The sequence below is a fragment of the Scandinavium sp. NPDC088450 genome (genome assembly GCF_044900545.1).
Lineage (GTDB): Bacteria > Pseudomonadota > Gammaproteobacteria > Enterobacterales > Enterobacteriaceae > Scandinavium.
In genome coordinates this window covers 1-14,576 of sequence record NZ_JBJDNI010000006.1, presented here as the reverse complement: position 1 = coordinate 14,576, position 14,576 = coordinate 1, and the positions used below count along the sequence as shown (strand labels likewise).

General features: G+C 52.4%; 15 protein-coding genes. 6 read left to right on the top strand and 9 right to left on the bottom strand.

What is annotated here, in order from left to right:
• Positions 1 to 5 precede the first annotated feature (5 nt).
• The 4 genes from ACI2I2_RS07225 to ACI2I2_RS07210 all read left to right on the top strand — a co-directional run bounded on the left by ACI2I2_RS07225 (position 6) and on the right by ACI2I2_RS07210 (position 2,461).
• Positions 6 to 902 carry a TIGR01777 family oxidoreductase gene (locus ACI2I2_RS07225; RefSeq protein WP_404657298.1) on the top strand — a complete coding sequence of 299 codons (897 nt, stop codon included), beginning with the start codon at positions 6 to 8 and terminating at the stop codon, positions 900 to 902.
• 217 nt (positions 903 to 1,119) lie between these two features.
• Positions 1,120 to 1,371 carry a hypothetical protein gene (locus ACI2I2_RS07220; RefSeq protein WP_404657451.1) on the top strand — a complete coding sequence of 84 codons (252 nt, stop codon included), beginning with the start codon at positions 1,120 to 1,122 and terminating at the stop codon, positions 1,369 to 1,371.
• 20 nt (positions 1,372 to 1,391) lie between these two features.
• Complete coding sequence (locus tag ACI2I2_RS07215) at positions 1,392 to 1,952, top strand: DNA-binding protein (protein WP_404657297.1); 561 nt, start codon at positions 1,392 to 1,394, stop codon at positions 1,950 to 1,952.
• 14 nt (positions 1,953 to 1,966) lie between these two features.
• Complete coding sequence (locus ACI2I2_RS07210) at positions 1,967 to 2,461, top strand: GNAT family N-acetyltransferase (RefSeq protein ID WP_404657296.1); 495 nt, start codon at positions 1,967 to 1,969, stop codon at positions 2,459 to 2,461.
• 28 nt (positions 2,462 to 2,489) lie between these two features.
• Here the strand turns inward: ACI2I2_RS07210 and hisP are convergent, their stop codons facing one another.
• The 7 genes from hisP to ACI2I2_RS07175 form a co-directional block, all read right to left on the bottom strand.
• Positions 2,490 to 3,263: a histidine ABC transporter ATP-binding protein HisP gene (hisP, locus tag ACI2I2_RS07205; RefSeq protein WP_330984593.1), complete on the bottom strand. Its 774-nt coding sequence runs from the start codon at positions 3,261 to 3,263 to the stop codon at positions 2,490 to 2,492.
• Positions 3,264 to 3,270: 7 nt separating this feature from the next.
• Positions 3,271 to 3,987, bottom strand: coding sequence for an ABC transporter permease (locus ACI2I2_RS07200; RefSeq protein WP_330984594.1), 717 nt, complete (start codon positions 3,985 to 3,987; stop codon positions 3,271 to 3,273).
• A complete protein-coding gene (locus ACI2I2_RS07195) occupies positions 3,984 to 4,670 on the bottom strand; it encodes a histidine ABC transporter permease HisQ (RefSeq protein ID WP_330984595.1) in 687 nt (228 codons plus the stop codon). Before ACI2I2_RS07195 ends, ACI2I2_RS07200 begins: the two co-directional genes overlap by 4 nt.
• A 66-nt stretch (positions 4,671 to 4,736) precedes the next feature.
• Positions 4,737 to 5,519, bottom strand: a complete 783-nt coding sequence (gene hisJ, locus ACI2I2_RS07190; RefSeq protein ID WP_404657450.1) for a histidine ABC transporter substrate-binding protein HisJ — start codon at positions 5,517 to 5,519, stop codon at positions 4,737 to 4,739.
• Positions 5,520 to 5,770: 251 nt separating this feature from the next.
• A complete protein-coding gene (gene argT, locus ACI2I2_RS07185; RefSeq protein ID WP_404657295.1) occupies positions 5,771 to 6,553 on the bottom strand; it encodes a lysine/arginine/ornithine ABC transporter substrate-binding protein ArgT in 783 nt (260 codons plus the stop codon).
• A gap of 294 nt (positions 6,554 to 6,847) precedes the next feature.
• Positions 6,848 to 7,417, bottom strand: a complete 570-nt coding sequence (locus ACI2I2_RS07180) for a UbiX family flavin prenyltransferase (protein WP_404657294.1) — start codon at positions 7,415 to 7,417, stop codon at positions 6,848 to 6,850.
• A 41-nt stretch (positions 7,418 to 7,458) separates the two neighbouring features.
• Positions 7,459 to 8,472 (bottom strand): LacI family DNA-binding transcriptional regulator, encoded by a 1,014-nt coding sequence (locus tag ACI2I2_RS07175; RefSeq protein ID WP_404657293.1) that lies wholly within the window; start codon positions 8,470 to 8,472, stop codon positions 7,459 to 7,461.
• Positions 8,473 to 8,766: 294 nt separating this feature from the next.
• Here ACI2I2_RS07175 and ACI2I2_RS07170 point away from each other — a divergent pair, with 294 nt between their 5' ends.
• The gene (locus ACI2I2_RS07170) at positions 8,767 to 10,170 is read left to right on the top strand and encodes an MFS transporter (RefSeq protein WP_404657292.1); all 1,404 of its coding nucleotides are present in this window, start codon (positions 8,767 to 8,769) and stop codon (positions 10,168 to 10,170) included.
• 10 nt (positions 10,171 to 10,180) lie between these two features.
• Positions 10,181 to 12,139, top strand: coding sequence for a glycoside hydrolase family 127 protein (locus ACI2I2_RS07165; RefSeq protein ID WP_404657291.1), 1,959 nt, complete (start codon positions 10,181 to 10,183; stop codon positions 12,137 to 12,139).
• Positions 12,140 to 12,192: 53 nt separating this feature from the next.
• Here the strand turns inward: ACI2I2_RS07165 and purF are convergent, their stop codons facing one another.
• On the bottom strand, positions 12,193 to 13,710 hold the full coding sequence (gene purF / locus ACI2I2_RS07160; protein WP_404657290.1) for an amidophosphoribosyltransferase: 1,518 nt from the start codon (positions 13,708 to 13,710) through the stop codon (positions 12,193 to 12,195).
• A 33-nt stretch (positions 13,711 to 13,743) separates the two neighbouring features.
• Positions 13,744 to 14,232 (bottom strand): colicin V production protein, encoded by a 489-nt coding sequence (cvpA, locus tag ACI2I2_RS07155; RefSeq protein ID WP_330984603.1) that lies wholly within the window; start codon positions 14,230 to 14,232, stop codon positions 13,744 to 13,746.
• Between the last annotated feature and the right edge of the window lie 344 nt (positions 14,233 to 14,576).

The following is a 14,576-nucleotide window of genomic DNA, read 5'->3' as shown; positions in this document are numbered from 1 at the left end:
GTTGCATGAAGATTCTGGTTACCGGTGGAACTGGCCTGATCGGTCGTCATTTAGTGCCGCGTTTGCTTGAAATCGGCCACAGTGTCGTTGTCCTGACGCGAAGCCCTGAAAAAGCCCGCCAGCTTCTGGACGCTCGGGTTGAACTTTGGAGAGGGCTCGACGACCGGCTAAATCTGGACGGCATCGATGCGGTAATCAATCTTGCGGGCGAGCCTATCGCGGATAAACGCTGGACCGAAGAGCAAAAACAACGGCTGTGTAACAGCCGTTGGCAACTCACTCAGCAGCTTGCTGAGTTAATTGCTGCAACAGCTGCGCCGCCGGGCGTGCTGATTTCGGGTTCCGCCACCGGGTATTACGGCGATCTCGGCGAAGTGGTTGTGACAGAAGAAGAACCGCCTCATAACGAATTCACCCACAAACTTTGCGCGCGGTGGGAGCAAATTGCCTGTTCAGCCCAAAGCGAATCCACCCGCGTTTGTCTGCTGCGTACGGGCGTTGTATTGGCACCGGCTGGCGGGATTCTGGCTAAAATGGTGCCCCCCTTTAAATTAGGACTCGGCGGCCCTATTGGCAACGGGCGTCAGTATCTGGCCTGGGTTCACATCGATGATATGGTCAATGGCATTCTCTGGCTGCTCGACAACGATCTTCGCGGCCCGTTCAATATGGTGTCACCCTACCCGGTTCGAAATGAACAGTTCGCACATTCGCTTGGCCATGCGCTAAAACGTCCGGCTTTTCTGAGAGTCCCGGCAACCGTCATCCGACTATTAATGGGGGAATCCTCAGTCCTCGTGTTAGGCGGCCAGCGCGCACTCCCCAAACGCCTCGAGGATGCTGGCTTCGTGTTCCGCTGGTTCGATCTCGAAGAAGCCCTGGAGGATGTTTTAAAAAACTAACAGCCTGCTACGCATCTCTTCTCTGTCTCCAGTGCAACTTTTCAGTTGTGCTGGAAGGACGCTCGCAATACGCATGTTTTCCCCCCTATATTCTGCGCAACCACGCTTGATTTCCTGCCATTACGGGTACTCTTAGCACGGAGGTTCGTTGCTTTTTCACTCAAAACAACTGTTGACACACGTCAACAATCATATTCATAATGAGCAGGAAGATATGATGAAGGAACATCCAGACAAACATATTCGGGCAGCAATACGCTACGCAGAATCCAAAGGTTGGCACTTCACCTTCGGAGGCAAAAGTTCACATTGTTATGGACGGTTGATGTGCGGGATCCCCTGGCATCGGGAACATATGATGAGTGTCTGGTCAACGCCCGGTAACCCGCAAAATCATGCTTACCAAATCATCCGGAAGGTAGACAGTTGCACCCCGGAATATGGCACAGAACAAGGGTGGTTGATGTGAGAAAACAGAAGGAAAAAACCATGGCACTTTATAATTTTACACTTACCCTTTCAGGGGTGACATCAGACACTCCCGGTCTGGAAGATGCTTTATTTTCAGCCGGTTGTGATGATGCTCTGGTCTGTTTTTATGGCACGGCCGTGTATCTCGAATTTGACAGAGAAGCCGAAACGCTGACCACAGCCGTTATGTCCGCCATCCGCGACATCGAATTTGCCGGTCTTAATGCCCGGGTTGAATCGGTTGATTCAACTCTGGTTGGCTTAAGCGATATTGCCGAACTTGCGGGTCTGACCCGTCAGGCCATTGCCCTGCTCAAAGATGGCGCCAGAGGTTCAAGGCAATTTCCGGGCCCGGTACAACGCGTCAAAGGCAACTCCCCGCTCTGGCACTGGCGCACAGTCGTTGACTGGTTAGCAAGAGAAGGCCGCATTCCAGCGGATTCGCCACTGATTGCCAACGCCCACGTACTTGATAGCCTCAATCTGGCGTTACAACTTCGTGCTTCTCTCGAAAAAAACGAAGTGCTGAACTTTATGCATCAAATGGAAAACCACGAGACTGCGCGTAAAGTGCATTGACTTCAGGAGGCTGCATGCCGGTTTTAACAACGCCTCGCCTCACGCTTTCATCACTGGAAGAAAGCGACTGGGCGGGTTTTCTGGCCCTTCGACAGGACCCACAGGTCATGCGATTTATGGGGGAACAGCAAACGGAAGAAGCCCTCAGGTTGAAATTTACCTCTCGTTTGCATTCGACGGTATTTGCTATTCGTAGCCCACAGTGCGCTTTTCTCGGTGATATTGGCCTAATGGTAAGCGATAGCTATCCACAAGAGGCGGATATCGGCTACGCATTGTTGCCGCAGGCTCAGGGAAAAGGCTATGCACAAGAGGCACTGCAAGCCGTGTGTGAGTACGGTTTTAAGCAGCTAGGCTTAATGGCCATTAACGGTTGGGTACTGGCTGAAAACGCGGGTTCCGTGGCGTTACTGGAGAAAACAGGTTTTAGTCGAACGCAAATCCTGGAGAAAGCCTTTCAGCTTAATGGCGAATGGTACGACGACTGGGTCTATCGGCGGGAGAAATAACCCCTCGCAGGCCGCGAGGGGCAAAGACTTACTTGAGCGAACCTTTCAGGAACTGTTGCAAGCGCGGGCTTTTCGGGTTGCCAAACACCTCATCCGGGTGTCCTTCTTCCTCAATGAGCCCCTGATGCAGGAAGATGACATGGGAAGAAACGTTACGAGCAAAGCCCATTTCGTGCGTGACCACCACCATGGTTTTCCCCTCTTCCGCCAGCTTCTGCATAATGCGCAGCACTTCACCGACCAGCTCAGGATCAAGTGCAGACGTGGGCTCATCAAACAGCAGAACCTCAGGCTCCATCGCCAGAGCACGGGCTATCGACACACGCTGCTGCTGACCACCGGAAAGATGCACCGGATACTTAATCTGCTGACGCTCGTCAATCCCGACTTTTGTCAGGTACTTCACCGCACGCTCACGAGCTTCCTGCTTGCTAAGCCCTAACACCTGAATCGGCGCTTCCATGACGTTTTCTAACACCGTCATGTGGCTCCACAGGTTGAAATGCTGAAACACCATGGTCAAACGAGTACGCAGCAAACGCAGCTGATTTTTGTCCGCCACTTTGAGCTGCCCGTCTTTGTCGCGAATCAGGCCAATGTTCTGACCGCTCACCACGATGTTCCCTTCGCTCGGTTTTTCGAGGAAGTTAATGCAGCGCAGGAAGGTACTTTTCCCGGAGCCGGACGAGCCGATAATACTGATAACATCACCGGCATTGGCCTTCAGTGACACCCCTTTCAGCACTTCATGTTCGCCGTAGCGCTTGTGCAGGTCGATTACGTTTAATTTATTGTCAGCCATGATGTTCTCAGTGTGTCGAAGACGGGTTCACATGTTGCAGCCAGCGTTTTTCCGCTTTGCGGAACAGGCTAATCAGCACATAAGAGATAATCAGATACAGGACCGCCGCAATCCCGAAGGCCGTAAACGGCTGGTAGGTTGCAGAGTTAATATCACGCGCGATTTTCAGCAGATCCGGTACTGTCGCGGTAAACGCCAGCGCGGTCGAATGCAGCATCAGGATAACTTCATTGCTGTAGGCAGGAAGCGCGATACGCAGGGCTGAAGGCAGAATGATGCAGCGATAAAGCTTCACACCCGAAAAGCCGTACGCACGTGCCGCTTCGACTTCACCCGCAGGCACAGAACGAATAGCCCCGGCGAAAATCTCTGTGGTATACGCACAAGTGTTGAGCGTCAGCGCCAGCACGGTACAGTTCAGGCCGCTGCGGAAAAAGGCATTCAGCAGCTCAGTCCCTTTCACGATCTCCAGCGTGTACATGCCCGAGTAGAACACCAGTAACTGCACATACAACGGCGTGCCGCGGAAGATGTAGGTAAAGAGCCAGATAGGGAACTGGATAAACTTGTTGCTTGAGACACGGCCAATCGCCAAAAACACTGCCAGAATGCCGCCCATCACTACGGACGAAATCAGCAGCCAGAGCGTAATGGCAACGCCAGTAAAGCGATAACCGTCGGTCCACAGCAGGGACTTCCAGTATTCCTGAATAATCTCGATCACAGGTCAGCCCTCTTCACACCCACGGAGTAACGACGCTCCAGCAACAGCAGCACACCGTTCGAGACCGTTGTGAACACCAGATAGATAATGCCGCAGACAATCGCGAAGTAGAACGGCTCCCAGGTGCTTTTCCCGGCGAGCTGGGTGGCTTTCACCACATCTTCCAGGCCGAGCAACGACACCAGCGCGGTGGCTTTGAGGATAACTTGCCAGTTATTGCCAATGCCCGGTAACGCAAAACGCATCATCGCCGGAAACAGAATACGAACGAAGGTCTGCCGAGAGGTGAAACCAAAGGCCGTCGCCGCTTCAATATGCCCTTTTGGCACGGCAAGAAATGCCCCGCGGAAGGTCTCAGTGAAGTAGGCTCCGTAGATAAAACCGAGGGTGATGATACCGGCAATCATCGGATCGATATCAAACTGCGCCATGCCCAGTGCATCAGTGATGCTGTTCAGCGCAATCTGCAGACCGTAGAAAATCAGCAACATCAATACGAGGTCCGGCACTCCGCGAATCAGCGTGGTGTAAGCTTCAAAAAGCAACGCCAGCACACGATTTCCGGAGAGTTTGCCCGCCGCACCCGCCAGGCCAATGAGCACGGCCAGCACCACGGAGCTGATTGCCAGCTCAAGGGTGACCAGTGCGCCCTGTAATATGACTTGAGAAAACCCGTACAGCATTGAGCCTGTCCTGTCTGTCCACTACCGCCAGGCCCGAGAACGACGGGCCGGACGGTAAAACGGCGATTATTCGCCGTACACGTTAAAGTCGAAATACTTCTTCGCCAGCTTGTCGTAGGTGCCATCCGCACGCATTTCAGCAAAGGCTTTATTCAGGGCAACACGCAGTTCGTTATCCTCTTTACGCAGACCCATACCGGTGCCTACGCCGAACAGTTTTTCATCCTTAATAGACGGGCCGCCAAACTGATAATCTTTGCCAATAGGCTGCTTCAGGAAGCCTTCGCTTGCCGCCACTTCATCCTGGAAAGCGGCGTCGATGCGCCCGGCCGTCAGGTCTGCATAGATATTGTCCTGCCCTTGATAGGAGACAATTTCAATACCTTTTGGCGCCCAGTGCTCGTTACCGTAAGTTTCCTGAGTGGTGCCTTGCAGCACGCCGACACGTTTGCCTTTCAGTGTGGCCAGGTCCGGTGTTACCGGGCTGCCCTTTTTCACGACCAGACGGGAGTCGGCGGCATACAGTTTGTCGGTGAAGGCAATTTGCTGTTGGCGTTTTTCCGTGATTGACAGGGAGGACATAATGGCGTCGATTTTCTTCGCTTGCAGCGATGGGATCAGCGCATCCAGCGGGTTCTCAACGAAGGTACATTGCGTATTAATCCGCTTACACAGCTCTTTTGCCAGATCGATATCAAAACCCACCAATTCCCCCTGCGCATTTTTCGATTCAAAGGGGGCATAAGTCGGATCGGTACCGATGCGAATTTTCTGCGGAATGGCTGCGAATACTGTGGATACGCTGGAAAGTGCCAGCATAAGAGAAAGAGACAACGCCAGTTTTTTCATCATTATCCTCAACAGACTGTCATTTAACGGGTAATCAGAAGTATCGAGTGGTTATCGTGCCACCTTTTATGCGGATAAGGCAAAAGGTTATGCGGTTCGGCCCGCACTTTTTTGCATTAAGAATGCTTAACTATGCAATTACGCACCGTTTTGGTGCGAACTTTGCACCACAGAAAAGCATCCCCACATTATGTCGCACATGTATAGATAACCACTCAGCCCGAAAGGCCCGGTTTCCCGGGCCGGCAGTCTTAGTCACCGTAGACGTTAAAGTCGAAGTACTTCTTCGCCATCTTGTCGTAGGTGCCATCTTTGCGCAGCGAGTCGAATGCTTTGTCGAACGCGGCCTTCAGCTCAGTATCGTCTTTACGCAGACCGACACCAGTACCGTCACCGAAGTATTTTTTGTCTTTAACGGAAGGGCCGGCAAAAGCGTAATCTTTACCCGCTGGCTGCTTCAGGAAGCCTTCACTGGCGGCCACTTCGTCCTGGAATGCAGCATCCAGACGCCCGGCCGCGAGGTCAGAATAAATCAGATCCTGGTTCTGATAGGCCACCACATCAACACCCTGGCTACGCCATTTGTCGTTGCCGTAAGTTTCCTGAATGGACCCTTGCAGCACGCCAACGTGTTTACCTTTCAGTGATTCGATGGTTGGCACAATCGGTGAACCTTTTGCAGCAATCAGGCGTGAATCTGCAGCGTAGAGTTTTTCGGAGAAGCCGATTTCCTGCTGGCGTTTTTCAGTGATCGACAGGGAAGAGATGATGGCGTCGATTTTCTTGGCCTTCAGGGAAGGGATAAGGGAGTCGAAATCACTGCCCACCCAGGTGCATTTCACCTGCATGCGTTTGCACATTTCGTTGCCCAAATCGATATCGAAGCCAACGAAATCGCCCTTCGCGTCCTTAGAGGAGAAGGGTGCGTAAGTGGCATCGGTCCCGATGCGAACCGTCTGCGGCAGCGCGGCAAATACGCTGGATACACTGCCCATCCCAAGCATTAAAGAGAGAGCCAGAACCGTCTTCTTCATACATTACCCTTAAGTGTCGTGATGCAGTTGCGTGTTATGTGTAGTCGATATTGTGTGTTGCAGACCAGCCCTGCACGTTTTATGCCACTTAACAGACTGCTCAAAAAATCAGCGTTAAATGTGTTAATGAATAGTTGCAGAGTTGTCTTAAGAATGAAAGATAACAGCAACGACGGATAAACCGCAGCGCTAAACGGTGAAAAAGGGGATTAAATGTTGAGGATTTGATCGCGATTACAAAATCGCCCACTGCCCGGGCATGCACCAGGAAGATGCACTATTTTAGTGCGGGAATTAAGCGCCCTGCCAGCGAGTGAAAAGATCTTCGGGAAGTTCAATATCAAACTGGTCGAGAACCCGGTTAACCGTCTGATTAATCACATCATCTAGCGTCTGAGGGCGGTGATAAAACGCCGGAACTGGCGGCATAATCACTGCGCCAATTTCAGCGGCCTGAGTCATCAGGCGTAAGTGGCCCAAATGCAGCGGTGTCTCGCGTACGCAAAGCACCAACGGGCGGCGCTCTTTCAATACCACATCTGCGGCGCGCGTCAGCAATCCGTCGGTGTAGCTGTTCACAATGCCGGAAAGGGTTTTTATCGAGCAAGGCAGAATCACCATTCCCGCCGTCTTAAAAGAACCGGAAGAGATTGTCGCCGCGATATCACGGGCATCATGCACCACATCCGCCAGCTCTTGCACTTCACGTAAAGAAAAAGGCGTTTCCAGAGCCAGAGTCTGACGAGCGGCCTGGCTCATGATCAGATGCGTTTCAACGCCGACGACATCACGCAATACCTGCAACAAACGCACGCCATAAATTGCGCCGCTGGCACCGGAAATTCCAACAATGAGTCGTTTCACTCTTTCAGCCCTTTTCACGTGAGGAAGCAAACTTTGCCGGATTATGGTGCAAGACGCAACCTGACGGGTGACAATTTCCCGGATGTGCTTTCGCGAATCACCAGTTTCACCGGCAGGAGCAGATTTCGGTCGTTTCCTTCGCTATGCAGTAGCTGAAAGGCATCCCGGCCCAGCTCACGTTTATCTATCGAAACGGTGGTTAATGGCGGGTGAGCCCAGCTTGCCGCATCGATGTCATCAAACCCAATGATGGCGATGTCTTCTGGAATACGTAGCCCCTGTTGTGCACAGACACGCATAGCGACCAGCGCAGCCATATCGTTATAAGCAAAAATAGCGTCTGGCGGCTCAGGCAACGCCAGCAGCTTTTCCATCCCGGCAATGAGGACCTGCTCAATATCCTTCACCGGTGGAGCCTCAACCAGATAGTCATCAGATAAGGTCATTCCGGCATCAAACAGGGCCTGCTGATAACCCTCGACGCGCTGCCGAATACTGTAATGGCGCTGTGAATGACCGAGAAAAGCAATACGCTTGCGACCGAGTTCAATCAGGTGTCGCGTCGCAACAAAGCCGCCGTGATAATTATCAGGATTAACGCAGGGAAAATCCGCTGCCCATAAATCGGCTAGCGCCACAGGCAAGGCTGTTTTGCGTAATTCCGCCAGAATTTCAGCTTCAAGATAGCCCGCGCATATCAGCGCGTCCGGCTGATGGAGTGCCACCAGCTCGGTTATCGAATCGCCAGGACCTATCGGCTGGAAGCTCATAGCGACATCATTTTCCCGGCAAGCATCTGCCACACCCAGCATGACCGTTGAGTAAAAAGGAAAGGCACTGGCGATGTTGTGTTCCCGGTGCATCAGGAAAAGTAAACGCTTAATCCGTCCGCTGCGCAAACGGGTAAAGTCATAGCCTTCAGCTTGTGCGATAGACAAGATCTTCTGACGAGTCTCATCACTCAACCCCGGCTGGCCTTTGAGCGCCCGGGAGACAGCCCCAATCGACACCCCGCTCGCCGCTGCGATATCTTTAATTCTGATTTTCTTCGCCATACACCCTGTTTCCTGAAACCCCTTCCCCCTCAAGTATATGGGATTTTTTTACTAAACATAAATCTCTGTCAGCCCGGTTTCTCGCCTTTCAACCGGCGTGATGTGATTCACATCACTAATTAAAAATTATTTATAGTAAAAATTCAAATCAAATTCACACCAAAAGCACATCACTCTGTACCAAATAAAGCGTCAAGAACTACTCTCGTGATCAATTATTTTTACTAAAAATAGTCAGAGATAAGCCGTAATGACTTCCTGCTAACGACGACTGAAAACGGGTGAGGATAGGCTATGGCAATTGCCGATAATTTGGACAGCGATGTGCAACTTCTTGAGCCGGGAGAAACACTCTCGACTCGCGAAAAAATAGGTTACGGGTTGGGTGATGCAGGCGGACACTGCATCTCTGATTTGATCAGCGGTTTTTTACTCTTTTTCTACACCGATATCTTTGGGCTCAGCCCGGCCATCGTCGGCGCAATGTTCCTGATCCTGCGTATTTTCGACGCCATCTCCGATCCCGTGATGGGCGTGATTGCTGACAGAACCCGCAGCCGTTGGGGACGTTTTCGCCCCTGGCAACTGTGGATTGCGGTTCCGCTTGGGGTAATCGGCGTACTTACCTTCACCGTACCGGATCTCAGCCCTGACCTGAAAATCGCGTGGGCATTTGGCACCTACTTGCTGCTATCTGTTGGCTACACAGCCATTAACGTGCCCTACTGCGCGCTGATCAATGCTATGACAAACCGACACGATCAGGTCATGTCCTGCCAGTCCTGGCGTTTTGTTTTGAGCGGCATCGCCGGTTTTCTGGTGTCGGTGGGCCTGCCGTGGATGGTGGAAATTTTTGGCAAAGGAAACCTGGCGAAAGGCTATCAATATGGCGTCACCGTGCTTTGTACTGTGGGCGTGGTGATGTTTTTGTTGTGCTTCTTCTGGGTCAAAGAGCGAGTCCCCGTCTCACTCGCCGGGCAGTTTACTTTACGCCAGCATCTGCAAGGCCTGCGTAAAAACGATCAGCTTTTAATGATGCTGGTGATGTCTTTCCTGCTGGTCAATATTCTGTGTATTCGCGGTGGCGGTTACATGTATTTCATCTCTTACGCTCTGCACGGAAGTGCCGGGTTTATGTCGCTGTTTTTCGCGATTGTTACCGTAGCCGCCATTCTCGGGGCCATCATCGTCAATCCACTCTCACGCCGTATCGACATGGTGAAGCTCTACTTCTTCACTAACCTTCTGCTGGCCGTCTTTGGCGTGGCAATGTGGTTTTTGCCGACCGGCCCGCAGCACCAGACTTTGTGGCTGGTCTGTATTTTCATCAACAATGTGGTGCTCGGGTTCACCCTCCCTCTTCACTTTTCGATCATGGCTTTTGCGGATGATTACGGCGAGTGGAAAAACGGCGTGCGCTCATCGGGCATGAACTTTGCCTTCAACCTGTTCTTCATCAAGCTCTCCTGGGCCTCTTCTGGCGGCATTATCAGCCTGATCCTTATCCTGGTTGCCTACCATCCAGGGCTTGCGAATCAGACCGCAGCCTCCATTCAGGGCATCACCGCCCTGCAAAGCCTGGCTCCTGCGATTTTCCATCTGGCCCTGGCACTCTGCCTGCTCAAATGCCGACTCAACGGCCCGATGATGCAGCGCATTTCCTTCGATCTTCGCCAAAAATATTCACACCAATCTTGAGGTAAACAGCATGTACTCTGAAGTGATTGAAGCCGATCTGAAGCACATCAACGTCATTGACCCCTTTCTGGGCGAATACCAGCGGCTTATCCGCGATGTCGTCATTCCTTATCAGTGGCAGGCTCTCAACGATGAAATCCCGGACGCCGAACCCAGTCATGCTTTAGCCAATTACCGTATCGCCGCAGGGAGAGAAAAAGGTGAGTTTTACGGCATGGTTTTCCAGGATAGTGATGTCACTAAATGGCTGGAAGCGGTGGCCTGGTCGCTGCTGCAAAAGCCGGATGCGGTTCTGGAAAAGACCGCAGATGAAGTCATAGAACTGTTGGCACAAGCACAATTCGAAGACGGTTATCTCAACACCTGGTACACCTTGAGGGAACCCGGCCAGCGCTGGACTAATCTGGCAGAGTGCCACGAACTCTATTGCGCAGGACATCTGATTGAAGCCGCTGTCGCCTTCTTTAACGCGACGGGTAAAGGCAAATTACTGGACATTGCCTGTCGTTTTACCGATCACATCGATACCGTTTTTGGGCCTGATAACGGTCAGCTACGCGGCTACCCAGGGCATCCTGAAATAGAGTTAGCCTTAATGCGCCTGTTTGAAGTGACGCAAGAACCACGCTATCAGTCTCTGGCCCGTTTTTTCCTTGAGGAGCGAGGCCGTCAACCGCATTACTATGATGCTGAATTCGAGAAACGCGGCGGCACCTGGCACTGGGATAACTGGGGCGATGCGTGGATGATCAAAGATAAAGCTTATACCCATGCTCATAAACCGTTGGCCGAGCAGGATCAGGCTGTCGGCCATGCCGTCAGATCTGTCTATCTGATGACAGGTCTTGCCCATATCGCGCGAATGACCCACGACGAGGAGAAACGCCAGGCCTGCCTGCGAATCTGGAATAACATGGTGCAACGGCGGATGTACATCACCGGTGGAATCGGTTCGCAGGGGATCGGGGAAGCCTTTACCAGTGATTATGATTTACCGAATGATACGGCTTACGGCGAAAGCTGTGCCTCTATTGGCCTGATGATGTTTGCTCGCCGGATGCTGGAAATGGAAGGTGATGCCCACTACGCAGATGTGATGGAACGCGCCTTCTACAATACCGTGTTGGGCGGCATGGCGCTGGATGGCAAACACTTCTTCTATGTGAATCCGCTGGAAACGCAGCCAAAAAGTATTCCGTTTAACCATATTTACGACCATATAAAACCCGTTCGGCAACGCTGGTTCGGCTGCGCCTGCTGCCCTCCGAACATCGCACGCACGCTGGTCGCTATTGGGCACTACATTTTCACTCCTCGCCCGGATGCGCTGTTTATTAACTTTTATGCAGGAACCGACGCTCAATTCCAGATTTCCGCAGGCGAACTGGCGTTAAAGATTGAGGGGAATTATCCATGGAGCGGCCAAATATCTGTCACTATCACCAACGCTAAACCTGTTGCTCATACGCTGGCGCTGCGTTTACCCGAGTGGTGCCCGACACCTAACATTCAGGTGAATGGCGATAAGGCTCAGGGTGAACAACTCAAAGGTTATCTGCATGTGACCAGACAGTGGCAGCAGGGAGATATCATCACCCTGGATTTGCCGATGCCGGTAAAAAGAGTGTATGCCAGTGCCAGAGTGCGCCACAACGCAGGGAAAGTCGCCGTCCAGCGCGGGCCGCTGGTGTATTGCCTGGAGGAAGCGGATAACGGCTCTGAGCTGCACAATCTTTCCCTGCCTAAAGAGAGTGATTTCCATGAGCAACCCGGCAACGGCGTGCTGACAGGGAAAATCATCTTAACCGCGCAGGGTTTGCGTTTGCCTACAGCGCCGGAAGACCAGCCGCTCTACAGTTTCGATACTCGCCAGACCCGCGCAGAGTCACAAACCCTGACGTTCATTCCCTGGTTTAGCTGGGCTAACCGTGGGGAGGGCGAAATGCGAATCTGGGTTGACGAAGCCTGAATGCGAGACACAAAAAAGCCCGCATTTTCGCGGGCTTTTTTCGAAGACGGGTATTAGCCTTCGTTATGCATCTCAAGGTTTTCCACTTCGTTTTGACGCTGCATGGCTTTGGTATCGTCATTACGCAGGGCATCGAGATAATCGAGGTATTGCTGGTTCACGTCTTTGGTGACGTACACGCCGTTGAAGACCGAGCATTCAAACTGCTGAATATCCGGGTTTTCGGCACGCACCGCATCAATCAGATCGTTGAGATCCTGGAAAATCAGGCCGTCGGCGCCGATTATCTGGCGGATCTCATCCACTTCACGTCCGTGAGCAATCAGCTCGGTTGCGCTTGGCATGTCGATGCCGTACACGTTCGGGAAGCGAATCTCGGGTGCCGCTGAGGCCAGATACACTTTTTTCGCCCCTGCTTCACGCGCCATCTCGATAATCTGTTCGGAGGTGGTACCACGAACAATGGAATCATCAACCAGCAGCACATTCTTATCACGGAACTCAGCACGGTTGGCGTTCAGTTTGCGGCGTACTGATTTACGGCGCAGCTGCTGACCCGGCATGATGAACGTGCGGCCAACGTAGCGGTTCTTCACAAAGCCCTGGCGGTACGGTTTTTCGAGGATACGAGCAATTTCCAGTGCGATATCGCAGGAGGTTTCGGGGATCGGGATCACCACGTCGATATCCAGGTCTTCCCACTCACGAGCAATTTTCTCGCCGAGCTTGGTGCCCATGTTCACACGAGCGCTGTAGACGGAAATTTTATCGATAAACGAATCCGGGCGCGCGAAGTAAACATACTCAAACAGACAAGGATTGCTGACCGGATTATCCGCACACTGACGGGTGAACAGCTGGCCTTTTTCGGTGATGTAGATAGCTTCACCCGGCGCAACGTCACGCAGGAATTCGAAGCCCAGCGTATCCAGCGCCACGCTTTCGGAAGCCACCATAAATTCAGTGCGTCCATCACCCACGTCACGTTTGCCCAGCACCAGAGGACGGATCCCGTTCGGGTCGCGGAAGGCAACCATACCGTGGCCGATGATCATCGCCACACAAGCGTAAGCGCCACGAATCTGACGGTTCGTCGCGGCAATCGCGGCGAAAATGTTGTCAGCTTCCAGCGGATAGTGGCGGAAATTGTCCAGCTCGCTGGCGAAGATATTGAGCAGGATTTCGGAATCGGAGGTGGTGTTAATGTGGCGGCGTTTTTCTTCGAACAGCTTTTTACGCAACTCGTGGGCGTTGGTCAGATTGCCATTGTGGGCAAGCGTAATGCCATACGGGGAGTTGACGTAAAACGGTTGTGCTTCAGAGGCACTGGAGCTGCCCGCAGTCGGGTAACGGACGTGGCCGATGCCCATATTGCCCTGCAGGCGCTGCATATGCACGGCGCCAAATACATCGCTCACCAGGCCGTTGGCTTTACGCAAACGGAAGCAGTTGTTTGCATCGATGGTGATGATGCCTGCGGCATCCTGCCCACGGTGCTGAAGCACCGTTAACGCGTCATAAATCGACTGGTTTACCGGCATAACACCGGCGATACCGACAATACCGCACATACGTCATTTTCCTCGTTCAGTACTACCCAAAGCTTATGCTTTGGGCAAGAAACTTGACGAGCTTTGCAGATAGTCAAAGAACATTCTGATGACGACACTGAACTGGGGTATGAGCTGCGACTTCTGCCAGTCTTCGCCCTTCGAAAACGTGGTAAAGGTGTCGAGGAAGAACAGTATGGCGGCGACGATCAACACCCCACGCAGCGCACCAAAGCAAATTCCCAGCACCCTGTCCGTACCGGACAGACCCGTTTTTTCGACCAGCGCACCGATAACATAGTTAACGATAGCACCGACAATGAGCGTCGCGACAAACAGCACCGCGATAGCAATCCCATTTCGAACCAGTTCGTCTTCAAAGCCCGTAAACCAGACAGACAGGTAAGTGTAGTAATGACTGGCAACAAAGAAAGCACAACCCCAAGTTACCAGTGACAATGCTTCACGAACAAAGCCGCGGATAAGGCTTACCAGACAGGAAAAACCAATCACCGCAATAATGGCGTAATCAATCCAGACCATAGTTGTCCCACGATTTTACGCCCTGTCGTCCAGTTCGGGGCGCATTCTAACAGAAAAAGAAAACGTTTGCGTAGGGATTTCCTGTCCCCGCGTAAATAAAAATGGCGCTGAAAAAATGTTCAACGCCACCTGCGCTTTTGGCCTTATTGAGGACCATTTAGCGCTCATCGAACGTTCTCGATGCTGTCCCCAGTCCCCATGATGTTGCCGGGCGGCACGCTTTTTGCCCGGCCTACAAACAACATCACCTGTAGATACTGTTATGCCACGCAAGCATTTTCTGTGTGCAACGTGGCATCGAACGGGCGTCCTGATTTCAGGACGCCGTACGCCACTTGTGCCAG

Bases quoted from the DNA above. Each gene is read 5' to 3' on its own strand.
- ACI2I2_RS07225 (WP_404657298.1), top strand. From the start codon at position 6: ATGAAGATTCTGGTTACCGGTGGAACTGGCCTGATCGGTCGTCATTTA.
- cvpA (WP_330984603.1), bottom strand. From the start codon at position 14,232: ATGGTCTGGATTGATTACGCCATTATTGCGGTGATTGGTTTTTCCTGT.
- ACI2I2_RS07175 (WP_404657293.1), bottom strand. From the start codon at position 8,472: ATGGCGAAGAAAATCAGAATTAAAGATATCGCAGCGGCGAGCGGGGTG.
- ACI2I2_RS07210 (WP_404657296.1), top strand. From the start codon at position 1,967: ATGCCGGTTTTAACAACGCCTCGCCTCACGCTTTCATCACTGGAAGAA.
- hisJ (WP_404657450.1), bottom strand. From the start codon at position 5,519: ATGAAAAAACTGGCGTTGTCTCTTTCTCTTATGCTGGCACTTTCCAGC.
- purF (WP_404657290.1), bottom strand. From the start codon at position 13,710: ATGTGCGGTATTGTCGGTATCGCCGGTGTTATGCCGGTAAACCAGTCG.
- ACI2I2_RS07165 (WP_404657291.1), top strand. From the start codon at position 10,181: ATGTACTCTGAAGTGATTGAAGCCGATCTGAAGCACATCAACGTCATT.
- hisP (WP_330984593.1), bottom strand. From the start codon at position 3,263: ATGGCTGACAATAAATTAAACGTAATCGACCTGCACAAGCGCTACGGC.
- argT (WP_404657295.1), bottom strand. From the start codon at position 6,553: ATGAAGAAGACGGTTCTGGCTCTCTCTTTAATGCTTGGGATGGGCAGT.
- ACI2I2_RS07220 (WP_404657451.1), top strand. From the start codon at position 1,120: ATGAAGGAACATCCAGACAAACATATTCGGGCAGCAATACGCTACGCA.
- ACI2I2_RS07215 (WP_404657297.1), top strand. From the start codon at position 1,392: ATGGCACTTTATAATTTTACACTTACCCTTTCAGGGGTGACATCAGAC.
- ACI2I2_RS07170 (WP_404657292.1), top strand. From the start codon at position 8,767: ATGGCAATTGCCGATAATTTGGACAGCGATGTGCAACTTCTTGAGCCG.
- ACI2I2_RS07195 (WP_330984595.1), bottom strand. From the start codon at position 4,670: ATGCTGTACGGGTTTTCTCAAGTCATATTACAGGGCGCACTGGTCACC.